Here is a 19,568-nt window from a genome sequence, read left to right as displayed (position 1 = left end):
CGTGGCCGGCTACGTATCAGGCACGGGCGGTGCGAACGCGGGACCGCGTGTCGTGGCTGTCTCCAATCAGAAGGGCGGCGTCGGCAAAACGACGACCGCAATCAATCTCGGCACCGCCTTGGCGGCCGTGGGCGAGCGGGTTCTCATTCTCGATCTCGACTCCCAGGGCAACGCATCGACCGGCCTCGGCATCGATATCGAGCAGCGCTTCAAGACGACGTTCGACGTATTGACCGGCAATGCCGCGATCCTCGACACGGTCCTGAAAACCGCGGTCCCGAACCTCTTCGTCGTGCCGGCGAACAGCGATCTCGTCGGCATCGACGCAGCGCTCGCAACCGATCAAAACAAAGCATTCAAGCTCCGCGACGCGATCACGGCCATGATCGGGCATCAGCGCGCGCGCGATGCCGACACCCATTTCACCTATGTCCTGATCGACTGTCCGCCGTCGTTGAACCTGCTGACGCTCAATGCGATGTCCGGGGCGCATGCCGTGCTGGTTCCCGTGCAGTGCGAGTTCTTCGCGCTCGAAGGTATTTCGCAGTTGAAGGATTCCATCGAGCAAATCCGCGCGACGCTCAACCCGCGCCTCGAGATCCAAGGCGTCGTGCTGACGATGCATGATGGGCGCACGTCGCTGTCACGCGAAGTCGCCGACAACGTCCGCGCCTTCTTCGGCAACAAGGTCTACGACACCGTCATTCCGCGCAACACGCGCATCGCCGAGGCGCCGTCGCACGGCAAACCGATCCTCCTCTACGATTACGATTGCGCCGGCAGCCAGGCCTACATCCGGCTGGCGACCGAAATCATGGAACGCGAACGGCGCTACAAGGCAGCCTGAGCGCGAACGGGCGAATTCACTGGGGTTTTGCAGCTATAAACTGACAAGCAGGGGACGAAGAAGCAGATGAATTCCGTAGTGCCGAAGAGCCGCCTGGGACGTGGCCTTGCCTCTCTGATCGGAGACCCGGCACCCCTCGGACACCGCCTTCCGCCGGAAGGCGAGCAGCGCATGGTCTCGATCGCTGAGGTCAAATCGAGCCCGCTCAATCCCCGCAAGGACTTCCGCGAAGATGAACTCGCGGAACTCTCGGAATCGATCCGTACCAAAGGCCTCGTCCAGCCGATCGTCGTTCGTCCGAACGGCATGTCGGGCGGTTACGAGATCGTCGCCGGCGAACGACGGTGGCGCGCGGCGCAAAAGGCCGGGATGCACAACATCCCGGTGATCATCCGCGAGCTCACCGACCGCGAAGTCCTTGAGCTGGCGATCATCGAGAACGTCCAGCGCCAGGACCTCAACGCGATCGAAGAGGCGTCTGGTTATCGCGAACTGGTCGAGCGCTTCGATTACAGCCAGGAGCAGCTCTCCGAAATCATCGGCAAGAGCCGCAGCCACGTCGCGAACACGCTCCGGCTGCTGAAGCTGCCGACGGGCGTGCAATCGCTCGTCCAGCAGGGACAGCTCACGGCAGGTCACGCCCGCGCCTTGATCGGCCGCACCGATGCCGAGACGCTGGCCAAGAAGATCATCGACGATAGCTTGAACGTCCGGGACGTCGAGGCGCTTGTCCAAACCTTCGGAGAACAAGGCCCGACCGGTAACCGTCGCGCGCGCGACAAGGATGCCGATACGAAGGCCTTCGAGAAGGAACTGACCGATCTCCTCGGCCTGAAGGTCGAAGTCCGCCGCGGATCCGGCGAAACCGGCACCCTCACGATCAGGTACGGCAACTTCGACCAGCTCGACTACATCCGCCAACGCCTTGGCGGAGGTTGAGTTTTTAAGCTTTCTGTCGCAATTTTAGAGCCGCCGCTTGACGCTCTCGCGGCGGCTTGATGCTGTGCGCGCCAAGGGGCTCGTGCGCTCGAGCCCAATCGCACGAGACACAAACATGAGTGATGTAAATACGTTGGATCGCCTTGCCGCGCTCGTCCACTCGCGGCGGTCCGACACGAGTGGAAAGTCCTATACATCTCAGCTATTGACTGCTGGCACCGAGCGCTGCGCCAAGAAGTTCGGCGAAGAGGCGGTGGAAGCCGTCATTGCCGCCTTGGGAACTGATACGGCGGCCCTCAAGGCCGAAGCCGCAGACGTGCTTTATCACCTCCTCGTCCTGCTTGAATCCCGCAACGTCACTCTTCAGGAGGTCCTGAAGGTTCTGGAGGGGCGCATGGGCACTTCGGGACTTGAAGAGAAAGCCTCCCGGACCCGAGGCGCATCGTGAAAACGCGCGCCGCGGCCCGCAAGAAGGCGAAAGCGCAACCACTGGCGGAGGCGCCCGGCGAGGCGCGCCGTCCGGAGGGTGTCCCCTTTTCCCCTTACCGCGTCTTTACGCGTGAGGAGTGGGCGAGACTTCGTGCCGATACGCCGATGACGCTGAAGCCGAATGAGCTCGAGCAGCTCTCGGGCATCATCGAGGAGCTTTCGGTCGACGAGGTCGAGCAGATCTATTTGCCCCTGTCGCGTCTTCTCAATCTCTACGTCGCGGCCGCGCAAAAACTACATTCCGTCAGCTCGGAATTCCTCGGGCGCAAAGATACGAAAGTCCCTTTCATCATCGGTGTTGCCGGCTCAGTCGCGGTCGGCAAGAGCACCACCGCACGTGTGTTGCGAGCCTTGCTTGCGCGTTGGCCCGACCATCCGCGCGTCGACCTGATGACGACCGACGGCTTTCTATATCCGAACGTTGAGCTTCAGCGCCGTGGCCTGATGGATCGCAAGGGCTTTCCTGAGAGCTTCGATACCGAGCGCCTTTTGCGCTTTCTAGGTGACGTGAAATCCGGAGTATCGAGCGTCGCGGCGCCAGTCTATTCGCACTTCCAATACGATATTCTTCCCGGCGCAGAAGTGGAGGTTCATCAGCCCGATATCCTCATTATCGAAGGGCTGAATATCCTCCAGCCGGGCGAAATGCCGAAAGACGGCAGCACAATTCCATTCGTCTCCGATTTCATCGATTTCTCGATCTATATCGACGCTCATCCGGCAGTGATCGAGAAATGGTATCTGACGCGCTTCATGCGGCTCAGAAGCACCGCGTTTCGCGACCCCGGCGCCTACTTCCATAAATACGCGGCCCTCGCGCCTGATGAGGTGCGCCGCATCGCGCTGAAGCTATGGCGCGAAATCAACCTGAAGAACTTAGAAGAAAACATTCTTCCGACGCGCCGCCGCGCCCAGCTCATTTTGCAAAAAGGCGAGAGCCATCGCGTAGAAGCGGCGTCGCTTCGCAAGCTTTAAACGGCGAAAAAAAGGGGCCGCTTGGGGAAGCGGCCCGTGAGTGATTCACAGGATGAGTTCAGAAATCGAATTGTCGATTAGGTCGGTTGCGGCAAAGGCTCAGCGACTTGGCTGCATCGCCTGAGCCGCCTGCTCGGAGGCGTGTCCGGAAGAGACCGGCGCGGCTTCCCGAAGGTCTTTTGAAAACTCGATACGGGTCTTCAAGGCAAAGACTTTGTATTTGTCGCGAAGGCGGCGGATCGCCGATGGGTTTGAATATCCCATCAACCGTATTGCGGTCGTCGGTCTCAATTCGGGGTGTATCCTCAGCAACTCGTCCAGCCGTGCAATACGGTCGCTATCATCGATACCGGTACCTATCGGACGTCCACGGCGAATGGGAGTGTGAAGCATTTTGAGCGAACCTCGAAACGAAGCGATTCGTTAATTCCGAGACTGCGCGAATACATTCCCCAATTCCAGGGAGAATAAATTTGAGTCCGAATTGGACACGTTTCACCCCCTAAACATTCTCCATATGAACGCCGTTCACAGGAAATAGGCATTTCAAAACCATTCGACGATAAGGCGGCCGCCCGTCCCCGAGTTACGAAATAATGCCGTGTTGCTTCGCGAATTCGGCCAGCGAAATGGATGGCCGTGCGCCGATGTGGCTGATTATTTCCGAAGCGGCGAGACTGGCGAGGCGGCCGCAAATTTCGAGATTTAATCCCTTCGCATATCCGAATAGGAATCCGGCCGCATATAAATCGCCCGCGCCAGTCGTATCGACGACTTTATCAACCGGGAATGGCGATATCCGTATCGATTGGCCTTCGCTGTGAATCTCCGAGCCTTTGCCGCTGCGCGTGAGAACGGCGAGTTTCGTGTCATTTCTCGCGTTTTCTGCCGCAACCTCGAACGAGTCCGTTTGATAAAGAGATTTGATCTCATTTTCATTGGCGAAAAGAATATCGACGCCGGAACGAATGAGATCGAGAAATTCCCCGCGATGGCGATCGACGCAAAAACCATCGGAAAGTGTCAGCGCCGTTTTTCGGCCCGCTCTTTTCGCTGCTTCATGCGCTTTTCGGAATGCCTGTTTCGCTTGCGGTTCGTCGAAGAGATATCCTTCGAGATAAAGAATTGACGCCGCGCGGATCATTTCCAAATCGAGCTGCGTTTCTCCAAGGCTCGTCGAAATGCCGAGGAACGTATTCATCGTGCGTTCGCCATCGGGCGTAACGAGAATGAGAGAACGCGATGTCGGCGCGCCATTGGAAACCGCGGGCGAGGTAAACGCCACGCCGACCGAGCGAATGTCGTGTGCGAAGACTTTGCCGAAATCGTCGTCAGCAATAGTACCGACGAATGCCGCGCGTCCGCCGAACGAGGCAACACCCGCGATCGTGTTGGCGGCCGACCCGCCGGAGATCTCTACGGCCGGCCCCATCGATGAATAGATCTTTTTGATCTCGTTCGCGTCGACGAGGCGCATGCTGCCTTTTGTAACGCCGATCTCCGAGAGAAAGGCGTCGTTACAGCGCCCAATGATATCGACGATCGCGTTACCGATCCCGATCACGTCGTAACGCGCGTCAGTCATGTCGTCCCCCTTGCCATTTGCGCAGGCACTATAGGGACGCGAGAGACGGTCGCAAGACGCCCGCTAGCGGCCGCCCGCCGCAGCCGCCGACACTGCGGCCATCGATGCGAGAGCCAGGATCAAGCGCTCGGCGATAACGTCTTCAAGGCTCGACGTAAGACGTGCCGCTTTCGCAGCTTCCGAAATCCGCTTGAGCGCCTGATCGAGCTGTCCGCGTGACCAGCTTCGCACTTGCCGCGAAAAACTGTCCTTTTGCTTGAAGAACAGCGGCGGCCGAATGGACTTTAGCGCATCGTCGAGACGCAGGCCGGCATCGACGTCGCTTCTGACGCGATGCAGTTTGAGGAAGTATCTCTGCACGATCGAGATGATCACTTGCGCGTTCTCGCCCGACGCCAGCGCGCGGCCGAAATCGCTGATTGCACTTTTCGTTCGGCCCTCGGCGACGGCTTCTGCAATCCGTTCGAGCGCCAGCCCCGCCGCATCGCCAACCAACCCATCGACGTCATCGTGCGTGATCGATGGACGGCCGAGGCAAAAAAGCGCGAGTTTCTCGATCTCCGCTCGCGACAAAGCGCGATCGGCGCCGAGCCGGCTTTGCAGTAACGCGCGGGCGTCGCCTTCGATCGTCAATGAGAAGGAAGAGAGGACTTCCGAAATGAGAGTGTCGATGTCCGCGGCGCTATCGGGATAGCAGGCGACGGCATAACAATGGGACTGGGTCTCGAACAACGCCCGCAGGCTGTCGTCCGCTTTGAGATTGCCCGCTTCGACGACCAGCAAGCCTTCGAGCGGCCCTGAAGTGAGAAGCGGTTTCAGAAGCGCCGTTGAAACGCGCCGGCTGGCGATGGCGCGGACGATTCTTCGTCCCGAAAACATTGGGCGTGTCTGCAACTCGGTCTCGAGCCGCGCGGGGTCTTCGTCGAGTTCCGTTTCGTCGAGCTTTAGAACTTCGCCCGGCGGGTTTTCTCGAGCCGCCAGGCTTTTGGCCAGCGCCGCCGCACGTTCGCTGACGAGTCCTGGGTCCGACCCGTGGAAGAGCACAGCCGCCAAATCGGCAGGCGGCGCCTTCATGAACGCTGGAGCTTGTTGTGGTTTGACGGCGGTCATCGTGATGCTCTTCTAGGGCGGTGCCCTAGATATCAGAGCTAGACATTGCCGGTCGATAGAGCTGCGAGCAGCCGGGTCTGGATTTCTTGGCCGACAGTCTCGGCCGCCCGGTTTTCTGCGTTCTGACGCGCCTCGACGTTGGCAAAAATCGACGACACGCGATCGAACGAAGCGCGGCCGTAGCTTGTGCCGCTCGCCACGACCTTCTTGTCGGAAAGCCTGATGAGGTTGAACGAAGCGTCGATGCTGTAAATCTGGCTGCCCGCGTTGCCATCGACGGCAACGAGCATCGACGTGACGGACTCGCGGATGGCGATGTCGAGACGGTACTGCGGCGGTTTCGGAGCGCCCCCGCCGGTCGCCTGGAAAATCAGTTCGTTGCGAATCCGCTGGCCGACGCGGCCCGGAATGGGCGCAATGTCGACTGAAGCCATTCTTTCGGTGACGGCAGAACCGTTGATCAACGCCGAGCCGTAAAGGGGACGGAAACCGCCGTCGCCGCAACCGCCCAAAGCTGAAACGGCAATAAAGACCGAAGACGCGAAAAGGCCGCGCGCAACCCATCGGCTGCCGCACATGCCACGTCTCCCAACCCGCCCCTCAACCAACGACATTCACGATCCTCTGCGGAACGACGATAACTTTTTTCGGCGGCCGCCCGTCCAACGCACGCACCACCGATCCAAGCTGCAACGCCGCCGCTTCAACTTCCTCGGACTTCGCACTGCGCGAAATCACAAGTTCGTCCCGTCGCTTACCATTAACCTGTACGGCAATGGTGACTTGATCGTCAACGAGCAGCTCGGGTTCTGGGGCTGGCCACGGTTCATTCGCGACCAGCGTGTTGTATCCGAGCCGCGCCCAGCATTCTTCAGCCAAATGCGGCATCATCGGGCCGATCATGACAATCAGCAGTTCTCCGGCCTCCCGAACGGCCCAGGCAACGTCCGGTCCGCGCTTGGATAAAGCCGATTGGAGCACATTGGAAAACTCGTGGATATTGGCCACCGCCACGTTGAATCGCAGCGCTTCGATGGCCCGGCCAACGGCGTCGAGAGCCCGGTGAGCAGCCTTTCGGACCTCAAGGGCCTCCGGGCCGAATGAATCGGGTTTCGGGCCTTTTTCGCCGGGATACGCTTCGGCAATCTCCTCGACAATTCGCCAGACGCGCTGAATGAACCGGCCTGCACCGGCAACACCGGCTTCCGTCCAAATGACGTCGCGCTCCGGCGGGCTGTCCGAAAGCATGAACCAGCGGGCGCAATCGGCGCCGTAATGGGAGATGATGTCGTCGGGGTCCACGAGGTTCTTCTTGGACTTCGACATCTTTTCGATGCTGCCGATCGCGGCTGGACGCCCGGACGAAACCTCGACGGCCTTGCGATTTGCGCCCTCGCCTTCGATCCGGACTTCGTTCGGCAGGAGCCAAAGACCGTCCTCGGACTTGTAGGTTTCGTGGGTCACCATGCCTTGCGTGAAGAGCGCAGCAAACGGCTCCCGCGTGTTCGTCGCGAACGACAAATGACCTGTGTCGCACATCGCCCGCACGAAGAAGCGCGAATAGAGAAGGTGCAAAATCGCGTGCTCGATGCCGCCGATATATTGATCGACCGGCAGCCAATAGTGGGCCGCATTGAGATCGACCGGCGTCTGAGCTTCAGGCGCGGTGAAGCGCACGAAATACCAGGACGAGTCGACGAACGTATCCATGGTGTCGGTTTCGCGAACCGCAGGCTCGCCGCAAATCGGGCAGTTGACGTGCTTCCACGTCGGATGCCGGTCCAGCGGATTGCCGGGCTTATCGAACGTCGCATCCTCGGGCAGCTCGATCGGCAGATCCTTCTCGGGGACTGGAACAGGCCCGTGCGTTTTGCAGTGAATGATCGGGATCGGACAGCCCCAATAGCGCTGCCGGGAAATGCCCCAATCTCTCAGCCGGTAATTGACTTTTCTCGCGCCCTGCGGCCGCGAACCGAGCGACTGCTTCTCGAGGCGCTTCGCCGCCTCCTCGAAGGCGGCCGACGTCGAAAGGCCGTCGAGAAACCTCGAATGGATCATCGTGCCGTCGTCGACGTAGGCCTTGTCGGTCAGCTGAAACGTCTCGGCGTTTTCGCCGGGCGGCAAGATGACGGGCACGACGGGAAGTTGATAGCGGCGCGCGAAATCCATGTCGCGCTGATCGCCCGATGGGCAGCCGAAGATCGCGCCCGTGCCGTAGTCCATCAAAACGAAATTCGCGACGTAGACCGGCAGCTCCCATCCGTCGTCGAACGGATGAACGGCACGAATTCCCGTGTCGTAGCCGCGCTTTTCAGCGGCTTCGATATCGGCGACCGACGTGCCCATGCGGCGGCATTCGTCGCAAAACGCGGCAAGCTTCGGATCGCGTTCGGCGGCGGCTTTTGCCAGCGGATGATCGGCCGCGACGGCAAGAAACGACGCGCCGAACAGCGTGTCGGGCCGCGTCGTATAAACTTCGAGCTCGCTGAAATCTTTCGGCGCAGTCTTCTTATTGAGTGACCACCGGACCAGCATGCCTTCCGAGCGGCCGATCCAATTCGCCTGCATCAGGCGCACTTTCTCGGGCCAGTTCACGAGCGTATCGAGATCGCTCAGCAGCTCATCGGCATAGTCGGTGATCTTGAAGAACCATTGCGTCAGCTCGCGCTGTTCGACGAGCGCACCGGACCGCCAGCCGCGGCCGTCGATAACTTGCTCGTTCGCGAGCACCGTCTGATCGACCGGGTCCCAATTGACCTTCGAAGACTTTCGGTACGCGATCCCCTTCTTCAGGAAATCGAGAAACAGCTTTTGCTGATGCTTATAATAGCTCGGCGAGCACGTCGCGATCTCGCGCGACCAGTCGAGCGACAAGCCCATCGATTTGAGCTGTCCGCGCATCGTGTCGATATTGGCATAAGTCCAAGCGCCGGGATGGACTTTGCGCTCCATCGCAGCGTTTTCCGCCGGCATGCCGAAAGCATCCCAGCCCATGGGGTGCAGCACGTTGAAACCGCGAGCCCGTTTGTAACGCGCGACGACGTCGCCCATCGCGTAGTTGCGGACATGGCCCATGTGGATGCGTCCCGAAGGATACGGGAACATCTCGAGCACGTAGGATTTCGGACGCGAGGGATCTTCGGAGGCGCGAAAGATCTCGCCCTTGTCCCAGACGGACTGCCAGTATTTTTCGCGCTCAGCCGCGTTGTAACGTTCATTGGCCATGGGGGCCTTGGATCTCGTTCAAGAATTCGTCGGAAGGCCGTAAAGAGCCCGAATGGTAAAGCCGGTCAAGTCGTTGGGACAACAATCGGCCGGCCGGGGTCAGCGGGATCGGCCAGCAGGATTAGAGTGGGCCCGCGTAATCGCCTACACGAGGCTGCTGTTACGTCAAGGTTGCAGGAACAACAATGAGGTGAACCAGGGGGGCGTCAAATCAGCGAGGAAACAGTTGGGGGTGGTGACGAGCGCCTGGGTGCCGGTGGAGCTCGACGGAAAGCAATTCATCTTAAAAAACATAAAAGCGGTCAGATCGTGCGGGATGCGAGCAGCTAAGCGCCGGAGAGTGCACCCGCCGGATCTTGTACCCGAATGTCGAGCACATGATCCGGCGAGAACGTCACTATTAGCAGGTATGCGCACCAGCGCCCGCTTCTGCCACGGTCTGATCCTGCACGCCGCTGCCGCCTGAAACGCCGATGGCGCCGATGACGTCTCCCTTCGAATCCTTCAGCGGAATGCCGCCGGCGAAGATCATCACGCGGTCGTGGTTGGAAACATGGATGCCGAAGAACTGGTCGCCAGGTTGGCTGTTCTCGGCCAATTCCTTCGTCGAAATGTTGAAGGCGCGCGACGTGAAGGCCTTGTTGATCGCAATGTTGATCGACCCGAGCCACGCCCCGTCCATGCGGATGTGCGAGATCAAGTTCGCGCCCTCATCCACGACAGCGATGTTCATGGGCTGACCGATCTCCTTCGCCTTCTTTTCTGCGGCGTCGATGATGCGGCGAGCGTCGGCAAGTTTCAGCATAGGGAATGCTCCTCAGGTTCGGTCTAAAGGTTCGGGGGATGACGGTTAGCGAAGCCGGACGTTTCGGTCGCGCCACGGCCTTCTACATAGGTTGCCCGCGCGAAATTGCGACACTTGTTCCACATGGGTCGGAATGTCTATGGAAAGGCTTGAGACCAACGAGGAACACGCGTGCAACAGAACGACTATCAGGAAAGCGCAGTCGATAGGTTAAAGCGCGTAAACGACGAAATAGCCGCCGCCGCGAAAGCCGCAGGCCGCAACGCCGAAAGCGTTGAACTGGTTGTGGTTTCCAAAACTTTCGATGCTGGCGCGATCCGCCCCGTCATTGAGGCTGGCCAGCGCATATTCGGTGAAAACCGCGTCCAGGAGGCCGAGCGCAAATGGCCCCCGCTCCGCGTCGAGTTCCCGGACGTAAAATTGCATCTCATCGGCCCGCTGCAATCCAACAAGGCGAAGGAAGCCGTCGCCTTCTTCGACGCGATCCACACGATCGATCGCGAAAAAATTGCTCGCGCCATCGCCGGTGAATTGGCGGCGCAGGGCCGAAGCCTCGAACTCTTCGTTCAAGTGAATACCGGCGAAGAGCCGCAAAAGGCGGGAATCATGCCGGGCGATGCGCGAGCCTTCGTCGCGTTTTGTCGCGACGACCTGAAGCTCGCGATCAAAGGCCTCATGTGCATCCCGCCGGTAGAGGAAGAGCCCGCTGTGCATTTCGCATTTCTCGCGAAACTTGCGCGCGAAATGGGCCTCGCCGGCCTGAGTATGGGCATGAGCGGCGATTTCGAAACCGCGATCGCCTTTGGCGCGACGCATGTCCGTGTGGGTTCAGCTATTTTCGGCGTCCGCTGATCCGGTTTTTCCCACGGCAATTTTGCTCACGAACACAGTGACAAGCACTCGCGGTGCTACCTTGCCCAAGTGATTCGCTTGAGTGTGGGCGTTGGCGCACGCGAGGTAACTTTCCCCGATGACTGCATCTGCTCAGAAAAAAGATATCGCCGAAGTTGAAGCCAATGCCGCTGCTGCCGAAGCTGCGACCGTCGCGCGCGCGGAAGTGCTGGAGCAGGCGAAAAAAGAAGAAACGGCCAAAGCCGCGACAACCGCTTCAAAGCTCGAGAAGAGCAAGAATGACGCGACCAGCGCGGCGCGAAAAACCTGGCACGACTTCCAGGTCGATGTCTGGATCACGAATTTCAATTCGTACGAATTCGGCTTCTGGAAGAAAGACCGCAATCGCGGCAAGTCGCGTCAGTTTACGACCGATATGGATATCTTCGCCGAAGTCATCGAGAACGGCACGCGCACCGGAGTCCTCGGTTATCGCAGAGAGCTTTGGAAAGACGCGACCGGCATGAACAAGCGGCTCGTCTTCAAGCTGTTTTCCGAGACTTTGAATTGGAAGGCCAGCATGGACATGATGCTGGGCCGGTCTGTGCAGCAGACGCTCGCGGCGCACGGGCTTCCCGTTCCCTGCTACTCCATCAATACGAGTCCCGACGACTATATCGTCTATCTCGAACGCTCAGCCCACAAATGGCCGCTGATGCCAGAGAATTTCTCGTTCTTCCTGATGGAAGGTGGAGAGCCGAAATTCTACAGGTTCCGTCGCGATTTCATCAACCTCGGCGGCGACTACACGTTGATCGATCAGCACGGCGAGCACGTCGGCCATATTGATGGTGCCGTGTTCACGATCGGCGGCAAATGGCGTTGCAAGGTACGCGGCGATCATGCCGATCCGCGACTGCTGATGGTGATGAAGCTTTTCACCGGCATGATCGTCTTCAATGGCGGTGCCCGTCGGCACGTCAAGAAACTAGCGCGCGATATTCATGACGGACGCATTAAGCCGGACATCCAGCGCCAGGAAGCTGACCTTTACTTGAACCCGCGCCGCATGCGCTAGCGGAAGCCTTTAGTGGACACGTTGGGCGGTCAGCCGAGCTGTCCGCTCCAACGGCAATACGCGTCGGCGCCGGTCAGTAGATCTCCGGCACGTAGAGATCATCCGGAACCGGCATCCGGCTATAATCCGGATGATACACACGCTCCGGCAGCGCCACCGGTGCCCGCGGAATCTCCTCGTACGGCATTTGGCTCAGCAGATGATGAATGCAATTGAGCCGTGCACGCTTCTTGTCGTCGGCGTGAACCACCCACCAGCGCGCCTCCGGAATATGCGTATGCTCGAGCATCGATTCCTTGGCTTTTGTGTAGTCTTCCCACCGCCGTCGCGACTCGAGATCCATCGGAGATAGCTTCCACTGCTTGATCGGATCGTGGATGCGCATCTCGAACCGTAAATGCTGCTCATCGTCGGAAATCGAGAACCAATATTTGATGAGCGTGATCCCCGAACGGACCAGCATTTTTTCGAATTCGGGAACGGTGCGGAAGAATTCTTCGAGGTCGGACTCCGTGCAAAAGCCCATGACGCGCTCGACGCCCGCGCGATTGTACCAAGAGCGATCGAAGAGAACGATTTCGCCGCCAGCCGGGAGATGCGGAACGTAACGCTGGAAATACCATTGCGAACGCTCTCTCTCGCTCGGCGCCGGCAACGCGACGACGCGTACGACACGCGGATTGAGACGCTGTGTGATCCTTTTGATGACGCCGCCTTTGCCGGCCGCATCGCGCCCTTCGAAAATGACGACGACCTTGGCCTTGGTGTTGACGACCCAGTCCTGCAGCTTGATCAGCTCGCGCTGTAACCGGAACAGCTCTTGGAAGTAGACTTGGCGATCGAGAAGGCCCGCGTCGCCGTCGCGATCGCGCCCGTCAAGAAGCCGTTCGAGCCGGCCATCATCCATTTCCATTTCCAGCTCCTCGTCGAAGCTGTCGGCGATTTCGGCCTCGATGCGCGCTGATGCTGATAGTGTCCGCTCGGCTTTTTCCTGCTCGTCCATGATCGCCCGTCTATGTTCGCCCAATTGCTTGCGATCCTTTCGCGAGCCAGATGACAACCCTGTGACAACGCGACCCCAGCCCCTCAAACCGGCGGCGGATTGCGTTCCGTAAAGTTCCTCTGATGCCAATATGGGTAGGCTTTCGCCGTCTCGCTCGCGGCATCGAGCTTCTTCATTTGCTCAGGCGTCAGGCTCCAGCCGGTTGCACCGAGGTTGTCCCGTAGCTGCTGCTCGTTGCGCGCGCCGACGATGACGCTCGAAACCGTCGGGCGATGGAATAGCCAGTTGAGCGCGATTTGCGGAATGCTCTTGCCGGTTTCTTTCGCGATCTCATCGAGAGCATCGACGACATTATATACATGCTCGTCCGAGACAGGCGGTCCCTGCTCCGCCGTCTTGTGAAGACGGCTCGTCTCCGGCAATGGCTGTCCACGTCTGATCTTGCCGGTAAGTCGTCCCCACCCGAGGGGACTCCAGACGAGCGCGCCGAGACCCTGATCGAGTCCGAGCGGCATGAGCTCCCATTCGTAATCGCGACCGACAAGGGAATAATAAGTCTGGTTCGCGACGTAGCGCGGATAGCCGTAGCGATCGGCGACAGCGAGCGACTTCATCAAATGCCAGCCGGAGAAATTCGATATTCCCACGTAGCGAATTTTGCCGTCGCGAACGAGTTGATCAAGTGTCGAAAGCACTTCTTCCGGAGGCGTCAACGCATCAAAGCCGTGAAGCTGGAAAATATCGATGTGATCCGTCTGCAGACGTTTCAGTGCCTGTTCGCAGGTTTTCAAAAGGTGAAAACGCGATGATCCGACGGCGTTGGGATCATCACCGAAACGGAATGTCGCTTTCGTCGAAATGAGAACTTTGTCTCGGCGGCCCTTCAGAGCTTCGCCGAGCACAGTCTCGGAATTTCCATTCGAGTAGATATCAGCCGTATCGAAAAGCGTGACGCCGGCATCGAGGCAGAGATCCACCATGCGGCGCGCTTCGGCGACATCGGTAGAGCCCCACGCGCTAAAGAATTCGCCCGAACCGCCGAACGTGGCTGCGCCGAAACTCAAGAGTGGAACCGATAGTCCAGATGCGCCAAGTCTTCGGTATTCCATCGGCACAGCCTCTTTTTGCGGTGATTTAGGCGTTTGTGTGCGGATTGTCGCCGCACCCCGGTTCGCAAAAAATGCCCGATGTGACGGTTAAAATCGATCACATATCGCGTCGTTCATTACGCAAACTTCACAATTTACTCGCCCAAAGGTAGTGAACGAACCTTTGAATGCACCGGTTTATTTGAGTTAACTTTTTAATAAATAGGCCGAAATTCCCAAACCCGCGCCAGTTGTGGATCGGCAAGACGATATGTCGCGCGTCGAATCCTCTCTTGTTTTCGCCCCATTACGACGGTGAGTGCGCCGCGTTTGTGAAGACAAGTGTAAGGAGAGTTAAGATGCGATTGAGTTTAATCGCAGTGGCGATGTGCTTGGCTTGGTTGGCCGGTATGACATCGGCCGAGGCGCGCAACTATCAGGGTCACAAGGGTGACCGTTACGAGCGCTCCTATAAGCATTCCGCTGGCAAGCGGCAGTACTCGGCCCGCTACGCATCGCGTAGCTCTGCCCACCGTCAATATTCAAACCGCAAATCTGGTTCCGGTTATGCGTCTCGTTCCGGAACACGCCGTCACTATGCCAACAGCGGCAGTGGTGGACGTCACTACGCACAGCGCCGCTCCTATAGCGGCCGCAAATATGCGTCGGCTGGCAACGTTGGCGGCCGCCCCCGGGCATGGTGCGGTTGGTGGATGCGCACGCAGTTGGGCGGAGGTCCAGAATTCAACCTCGCTGCCAACTGGAAGCGTTACGGACGCGCGAGCGGACCACAGATCGGTGCCGTGGTCGTCTGGCCGCATCACGTCGGCATGATCACCGGCCGCGCGGCCAACGGCCAGTGGATCGTAAAATCCGGCAACGACGGAAACGCAGTGCGCGAGCGGGCGAGATCGGTCGCCGGCGCCGTGTTCCGCGTAGGCTAAATGCAATATGGGCAGGTCGAGCAATCGGCCTGCTCATATTTCGCCGTTTTGAATGAAAGCATGAGGATTGCCGTTCGATATCGTCGGCGAATTCCGCGGCCGATCCGGAGGAATCGGCGGCTTATATCGGAAAAAAGATATGGCCGGTGATGCTTATCGCAATCGCCCGGCCATTGGATAGTACCGTTTGGAGAGAAAGGGGCGCTTCGAGAGCGCCCATTCGCCATTTGCATTTGCGTCCGAAGCCTGAGTGCCCAGTCCAGAGCTCCGGGACGCGAAATGGAATTAAGCGGCTTTCCGCTTGGCGACTTTCTTGACTGCCTTCTTGACGGTCTTCTTCGCAGGTGCTGCCTTCTTGGCAACGGGTTTCTTGCGCTTCGCGACCGTCTTAACTGCCTTAGCTGCCTTAGCCATAGTATTAATCTCCCTCTAGGATGTTCGAATCAGCTCGAACTTCACAAACATGAGCAAATTCGAGAGCTTTGTAGACGGAGAAGTTTGAAATCGCGGGCAAAAAGGCGTTTATTAACGCAAACTGTTGCGATAATGACTCAATTTTTCTTATTTTTCGACGTCTATTGGCCTTTAGAACGACTCGCGGGCTCGAATTACCGCGCTGCAAACATCTCGTTGTATCTGAATTGAGCGATATCGAATTACTCAATTCGCGTTCGGACAGCCAATCGCAATTACAATTCGGCCGCGCCTCTGAGACGCTTTTGGAAATCAAGCGCAGAGTGAAGGTACGTCATTCGCTCGTCCAACAATTCGCCGACCCACGATTGATAATCCGGATCTTTGGGAATGATGTCCGCGATGACGGAACCGTCCTCGACCTTGATCTCCGCTCCGTAGTGACGCGCGATCGCTTGCATCTTCGCATTATCGGGCAAGCACACGAGAATGAGGTGGCGCAGTCCACGATTGCGTGCCGTGCGTATCACGCGGCCCATCAACTGTGTAGCAATCCCGCGATTTACGAACGGCTTCTCCACTGAGAATGCAACCTCGGCTCCGGGGCGATGCATGAGATCATCCGGACGCAATTCCGCGACCGCCCGCAATTCGCCGTCAACAAAATAGCCGAAAGTCACGTTGCCGAAATCGCCCGCGTGCGACGCGTAGCGAGTGATGAATTCATCAGAAACATCGTGACCGAAACGGCGATGACGCGCCTCGGGGTCGAGCCGTTGCAAATGTTCGGCGAGCAAGTAGCTCTCGCTTGTCAGCAGCCGCCTGATTGAACCAAGCCGGTCCGCGCTTGCCTCCGGAGCCTCTTTCAACATTATTCAATCTCCTCGCTTCACGCCGCGCCGCCGCGCGCTAAGCGCTTGTAACTTCCCCTAAAATGGGACTTATTCTGTGCGGAGCGATAGAAAATGCTGCAAAGCAGCAATGCATTTTTAGGCGACGGACGGTGCCGAACCTTTGATTGCTGGGCGCTGAGCGATGCGACGCAATTGGAGAGCGACATTCGGCGCACCCCAATTCGTCGCGGCGATCCGCTGTTGCATCTCTCGGCTTCCGCCGATTACCGAAAGCGGATCACGATTGGGGGCCGGATGGCGACGATCATCGAAGGATATAATCGGCGGCTCGCCGAGCAAGAGATCGAGCCCGACGCCGCGCAGGCCGCACTCGCGATACGTCTCGACGAGCTGGAACGTGAACTCGCGGCGTATCGGCCGAAAAACGGGATGCTCGCGAAAGTGTTCGGCAAACCGCCGGTACCGCCGAAGGGTCTTTACATTTGGGGCTCGGTCGGCCGCGGCAAGACAATGCTGATGGACCTCTTTTTTGAGGAGACATCCTTCGAGCCGAAACGGCGTGCGCATTTTCACGAATTCATGGCCGACGTGCATGACCGCATCGGCGAAGCCCGAAAGACGGTCGACGGCGATCCAATTCCACACGTCGCGGAGACGATCGCAAAAGAAGCGCGGCTTCTATGCTTTGACGAGCTGCACGTCACCGATATTGCCGATGCCATGATCCTTGGCCGGTTGTTCGAAGCGCTCTTCGCGGCAGGTACCGTCGTCGTTGCGACGTCCAATGCGCGCCCGTCGGAGCTCTATAAGAACGGCCTCAACCGCCAGCTTTTCCTTCCCTTTATATCGTCGCTCGAAAAGCAGCTCGACGTGGTCGAGCTCGGCGCGAAGAAGGATTTCCGGCTCGATAAGCTTTCAGGCGAGACGCTTTACTTTCATCCGATCGATACAGCCGCCAAAGCCGCTCTCGATGCGCATTGGAAACGGCTGACCGGCAACCATCCCGGAAAACCGCAAACGCTGGATGTCAAAGGCCGCAAGGTCCAGGTGCCGGTCGCATCCATGGGCGTCGCCCGCTTTCAGTTCGCCGATCTTTGCGATCAGCCATTGGGTGCGAACGATTACATTCATATCGCCCACGCCTTCCACACCGTCATTATTGATGGGATCCCTCTGCTCACGCCCGACCGGCGGGACGTCGCGCGTCGCTTCATCAATCTTGTCGACGCTCTCTACGACGGCCGCATCTGCCTCATCGCCTCGGCCGCCGCCGAGCCGGCCGCGCTGTACCCGAAGGGCGATGGCGCCGATCTCTTCCAGCGAACCGCGTCTCGGCTGACCGAAATGCGCTCGGAAGCCTATTTGGCGGGCCATTCTGGGGGCCGTACGCGCCACTGAAGCCGAAAATGGCGGGCCCATGTTCTGTCGTTCCGATCGTACCAAATCACGGCGCGCAGCCAGACTTTGAGAAGAAATTTGCGTCTTGTGCTTGACGGGCCGCTGAATTTGATTACGCAGCTGCAACATCGCGGTTCGCAATCGCGGCCGTCATTTTAGTGATCTCCGGGGGAGCAGCCATGGCGCGCACCAAAATTGCACTGATCGGATCGGGACAGATTGGTGGCACGCTCGCCCTTTTGGCAGGCCTCAAGGAACTCGGCGATATCGTCATGACCGACATCATTGAAGGTGTCGCGAAGGGCAAAGCCCTGGATCTCTCGCAGACTGCAGCCGTCGAAGGATATAATGCCCGAATTTCGGGAACGGGCCCCGATGGCTACGCGGCAATCGCTGGAGCGGACGTTTGCATCGTCACCGCCGGCGTTCCTCGCAAACCCGGCATGAGCCGCGACGATCTCCTCGGCATCAATCTGAAAGTGATGGAGCAGGTCGGCACCGCGATCAAAACCCACGCCCCCAATGCTTTCGTCATCTGCATCACAAACCCGCTCGATGCCATGGTTTGGGCTCTCCAGAAATTCACCGGACTCCCCACGAACAAGGTCGTCGGCATGGCCGGTGTGCTGGACAGCGCTCGCTTCTCCCACTTCCTCGCCGAAGCAGCCGGCGTCTCGATCGAGGATGTTCGCGCCCTGACGCTGGGCGGCCACGGCGACGACATGGTGCCGATGGTCCGCTACTCGACGATTGGCGGCGTTCCGCTTCCCGACTGCGTGAAGCTCGGCTTCTTCAGCCAGGAAAGCCTCGACGCTATGATCAAGCGCACGCGCGGCGGCGGCGGCGAAATCGTCGCCCTTCTGGGAACGGGCTCGGCCTTCTACGCCCCGGCGGCTTCCGCCATCGCCATGGCCGAGAGCTATCTGAAGGACAAGAAGCGCATGCTGCCCTGCGCCGCCTATTTGAGCGGCGAATACGGCCAGAAAGACACCTATGTCGGCGTTCCCGCCATCATCGGTGCGGGCGGCATCGAAAAGATCGTCGAGGTTTCGCTGGATGAAGGCGAAAAGGCGATGTTCGAGAAGTCTGTCGCCTCCGTGCAGGGCCTCATCGACGCCTGCAAGAAAATCAATCCGGTCCTCGCAAACTAAAAGGGTGGCGCAACCTTGCCGGCACGCCACCCTCAGGAAGATGAGATAAGGGTTTCGGCCTCAGCCGAACTTGAACATTTTCTTCAGGTTGTGCGAGAGCGCGCCGCGCTTCTCCTTGCGGGCGACGTCGGCTTCGCTTCTAAGCCACGTCATTTGCACGACTCGGCGCTCGCCGACGAACGGCGTGTGCCCGTGCCACGAAAAATCGGAGCGCCGGAAGGCGAAAACCGTGCCGGTGAGCGGGCTGATCTGCTCGACGTAATCCTCGAAGTCGTGATCGTTGCGCAGAACGCGGAGGCAGCCGGCTCCGGTGCCGTCCCACTTGTCGTTGAGATAAGTGAGCATCGTCGCGATCTTGGCTTCGCCGTCCGTGTGGATGCGGCCGTCCTTCGCAGCCGACAGCTTGCGAATGGTGATCATCTTCGGCTTGCCGACGAGATCGATATCGAGCTTCTCGGAGACGATCTTCGAAACTTCGGGGCTCTTCAGATCTGCGAGCAGCTTCTGGAAGGCGCCATGGATGCCCTCTCCAATGTCGGTCTCTGTCAGAAACCCGGGCTCCTTCAGATCAGGAAAATCTTTCTTCAGCGGCTCCACGGTCGACGGCTGGATGAAATTCTCGCCGACCAGGAAATTGAAGGGATCGCGGCCAGTCCGCGCCGCCTTCAAGCCATCGATGTTGATGCAGGCAAATGTCATAGACGTTCCCCGTTATTGACTAAGCGAGTATCGAAACCGGATTTACGGTTCTTGCAAGGCCGACTCAATGGGCGGCCCGGGCGCACCGCGAAAATGCCGGTGCATCGTGACCTTAGCGTTGGCAATTTGGACA

Annotated in this window: 20 protein-coding genes; 9 read left to right on the top strand and 11 right to left on the bottom strand. The window is 58.9% G+C overall.

The features are described from left to right. Position 1: 1 nt before the first annotated feature. From K2Q04_RS12425 to coaA, 4 genes are all read left to right on the top strand, one after another. Positions 2–847, top strand: a complete 846-nt coding sequence (locus K2Q04_RS12425) for a ParA family protein (RefSeq protein WP_291164067.1) — start codon at positions 2–4, stop codon at positions 845–847. Between the two features lie 66 nt (positions 848–913). Next, entirely contained in the window at positions 914–1,786 is an 873-nt protein-coding gene (locus K2Q04_RS12420; protein WP_291164064.1) for a ParB/RepB/Spo0J family partition protein, read from the top strand. Positions 1,787–1,901: 115 nt separating this feature from the next. Beyond that, on the top strand, positions 1,902–2,234 hold the full coding sequence (locus K2Q04_RS12415; protein ID WP_291164061.1) for a phosphoribosyl-ATP diphosphatase: 333 nt from the start codon (positions 1,902–1,904) through the stop codon (positions 2,232–2,234). Between the two features lie 41 nt (positions 2,235–2,275). After that, positions 2,276–3,250, top strand: coding sequence for a type I pantothenate kinase (gene coaA, locus K2Q04_RS12410; RefSeq protein WP_291164518.1), 975 nt, complete (start codon positions 2,276–2,278; stop codon positions 3,248–3,250). A 99-nt stretch (positions 3,251–3,349) separates the two neighbouring features. Here coaA and K2Q04_RS12405 read toward each other — a convergent pair whose 3' ends face one another. The 6 genes from K2Q04_RS12405 to K2Q04_RS12380 all read right to left on the bottom strand — a co-directional run bounded on the left by K2Q04_RS12405 (position 3,350) and on the right by K2Q04_RS12380 (position 9,975). Next, complete coding sequence (locus K2Q04_RS12405) at positions 3,350–3,643, bottom strand: hypothetical protein (RefSeq protein WP_291164054.1); 294 nt, start codon at positions 3,641–3,643, stop codon at positions 3,350–3,352. 193 nt (positions 3,644–3,836) lie between these two features. Then, on the bottom strand, positions 3,837–4,835 hold the full coding sequence (locus K2Q04_RS12400; protein ID WP_291164051.1) for an adenosine kinase: 999 nt from the start codon (positions 4,833–4,835) through the stop codon (positions 3,837–3,839). 63 nt (positions 4,836–4,898) lie between these two features. Continuing rightward, positions 4,899–5,945 carry a DNA polymerase III subunit delta gene (gene holA, locus K2Q04_RS12395; RefSeq protein WP_291164048.1) on the bottom strand — a complete coding sequence of 349 codons (1,047 nt, stop codon included), beginning with the start codon at positions 5,943–5,945 and terminating at the stop codon, positions 4,899–4,901. A 38-nt stretch (positions 5,946–5,983) separates the two neighbouring features. Continuing rightward, positions 5,984–6,523, bottom strand: a complete 540-nt coding sequence (locus tag K2Q04_RS12390; RefSeq protein WP_291164045.1) for an LPS assembly lipoprotein LptE — start codon at positions 6,521–6,523, stop codon at positions 5,984–5,986. Between the two features lie 22 nt (positions 6,524–6,545). Continuing rightward, entirely contained in the window at positions 6,546–9,170 is a 2,625-nt protein-coding gene (leuS, locus tag K2Q04_RS12385) for a leucine--tRNA ligase (protein ID WP_291164042.1), read from the bottom strand. 400 nt (positions 9,171–9,570) lie between these two features. Next, a complete protein-coding gene (locus K2Q04_RS12380; protein WP_291164040.1) occupies positions 9,571–9,975 on the bottom strand; it encodes a heme-binding protein in 405 nt (134 codons plus the stop codon). 171 nt (positions 9,976–10,146) lie between these two features. Here K2Q04_RS12380 and K2Q04_RS12375 point away from each other — a divergent pair, with 171 nt between their 5' ends. Both K2Q04_RS12375 and K2Q04_RS12370 read left to right on the top strand, forming a co-directional pair. Then, the gene (locus K2Q04_RS12375) at positions 10,147–10,827 is read left to right on the top strand and encodes a YggS family pyridoxal phosphate-dependent enzyme (protein ID WP_291164038.1); all 681 of its coding nucleotides are present in this window, start codon (positions 10,147–10,149) and stop codon (positions 10,825–10,827) included. A gap of 118 nt (positions 10,828–10,945) precedes the next feature. After that, positions 10,946–11,884, top strand: a complete 939-nt coding sequence (locus K2Q04_RS12370; RefSeq protein ID WP_291164035.1) for a hypothetical protein — start codon at positions 10,946–10,948, stop codon at positions 11,882–11,884. A 73-nt stretch (positions 11,885–11,957) separates the two neighbouring features. On the opposite strand, the gene ppk2 is transcribed toward K2Q04_RS12370, so the two are convergent. After that, on the bottom strand, positions 11,958–12,887 hold the full coding sequence (gene ppk2 / locus K2Q04_RS12365) for a polyphosphate kinase 2 (protein ID WP_291164032.1): 930 nt from the start codon (positions 12,885–12,887) through the stop codon (positions 11,958–11,960). A gap of 83 nt (positions 12,888–12,970) precedes the next feature. Next, positions 12,971–13,996, bottom strand: a complete 1,026-nt coding sequence (locus tag K2Q04_RS12360; protein WP_291164029.1) for an aldo/keto reductase — start codon at positions 13,994–13,996, stop codon at positions 12,971–12,973. A gap of 338 nt (positions 13,997–14,334) precedes the next feature. Here K2Q04_RS12360 and K2Q04_RS12355 point away from each other — a divergent pair, with 338 nt between their 5' ends. Further along, complete coding sequence (locus tag K2Q04_RS12355; protein ID WP_291164027.1) at positions 14,335–14,919, top strand: hypothetical protein; 585 nt, start codon at positions 14,335–14,337, stop codon at positions 14,917–14,919. Between the two features lie 285 nt (positions 14,920–15,204). Here K2Q04_RS12355 and K2Q04_RS12350 read toward each other — a convergent pair whose 3' ends face one another. Both K2Q04_RS12350 and K2Q04_RS12345 read right to left on the bottom strand, forming a co-directional pair. Next, complete coding sequence (locus tag K2Q04_RS12350; protein ID WP_280140573.1) at positions 15,205–15,333, bottom strand: hypothetical protein; 129 nt, start codon at positions 15,331–15,333, stop codon at positions 15,205–15,207. A 275-nt stretch (positions 15,334–15,608) separates the two neighbouring features. Beyond that, entirely contained in the window at positions 15,609–16,205 is a 597-nt protein-coding gene (locus K2Q04_RS12345; protein WP_291164024.1) for a GNAT family N-acetyltransferase, read from the bottom strand. Between the two features lie 93 nt (positions 16,206–16,298). Between K2Q04_RS12345 and zapE the strand changes: the two genes are divergently transcribed. Both zapE and mdh read left to right on the top strand, forming a co-directional pair. Further along, positions 16,299–17,585, top strand: a complete 1,287-nt coding sequence (gene zapE, locus K2Q04_RS12340) for a cell division protein ZapE (protein WP_291164023.1) — start codon at positions 16,299–16,301, stop codon at positions 17,583–17,585. A gap of 179 nt (positions 17,586–17,764) precedes the next feature. Next, positions 17,765–18,736: a malate dehydrogenase gene (mdh, locus tag K2Q04_RS12335; RefSeq protein WP_291164020.1), complete on the top strand. Its 972-nt coding sequence runs from the start codon at positions 17,765–17,767 to the stop codon at positions 18,734–18,736. A gap of 60 nt (positions 18,737–18,796) precedes the next feature. Here the strand turns inward: mdh and K2Q04_RS12330 are convergent, their stop codons facing one another. Continuing rightward, the gene (locus K2Q04_RS12330) at positions 18,797–19,435 is read right to left on the bottom strand and encodes a 2OG-Fe(II) oxygenase (protein WP_291164017.1); all 639 of its coding nucleotides are present in this window, start codon (positions 19,433–19,435) and stop codon (positions 18,797–18,799) included. Positions 19,436–19,568: the final 133 nt, after the last annotated feature.

The organism is Hyphomicrobium sp. (genome assembly GCF_019753045.1).
Classification (GTDB): Bacteria; Pseudomonadota; Alphaproteobacteria; order Rhizobiales; family Hyphomicrobiaceae; genus Hyphomicrobium_B.
The sequence above is the reverse complement of the archived record's forward strand: the minus strand, read 5'-3'. Positions and strand labels throughout refer to the sequence as shown.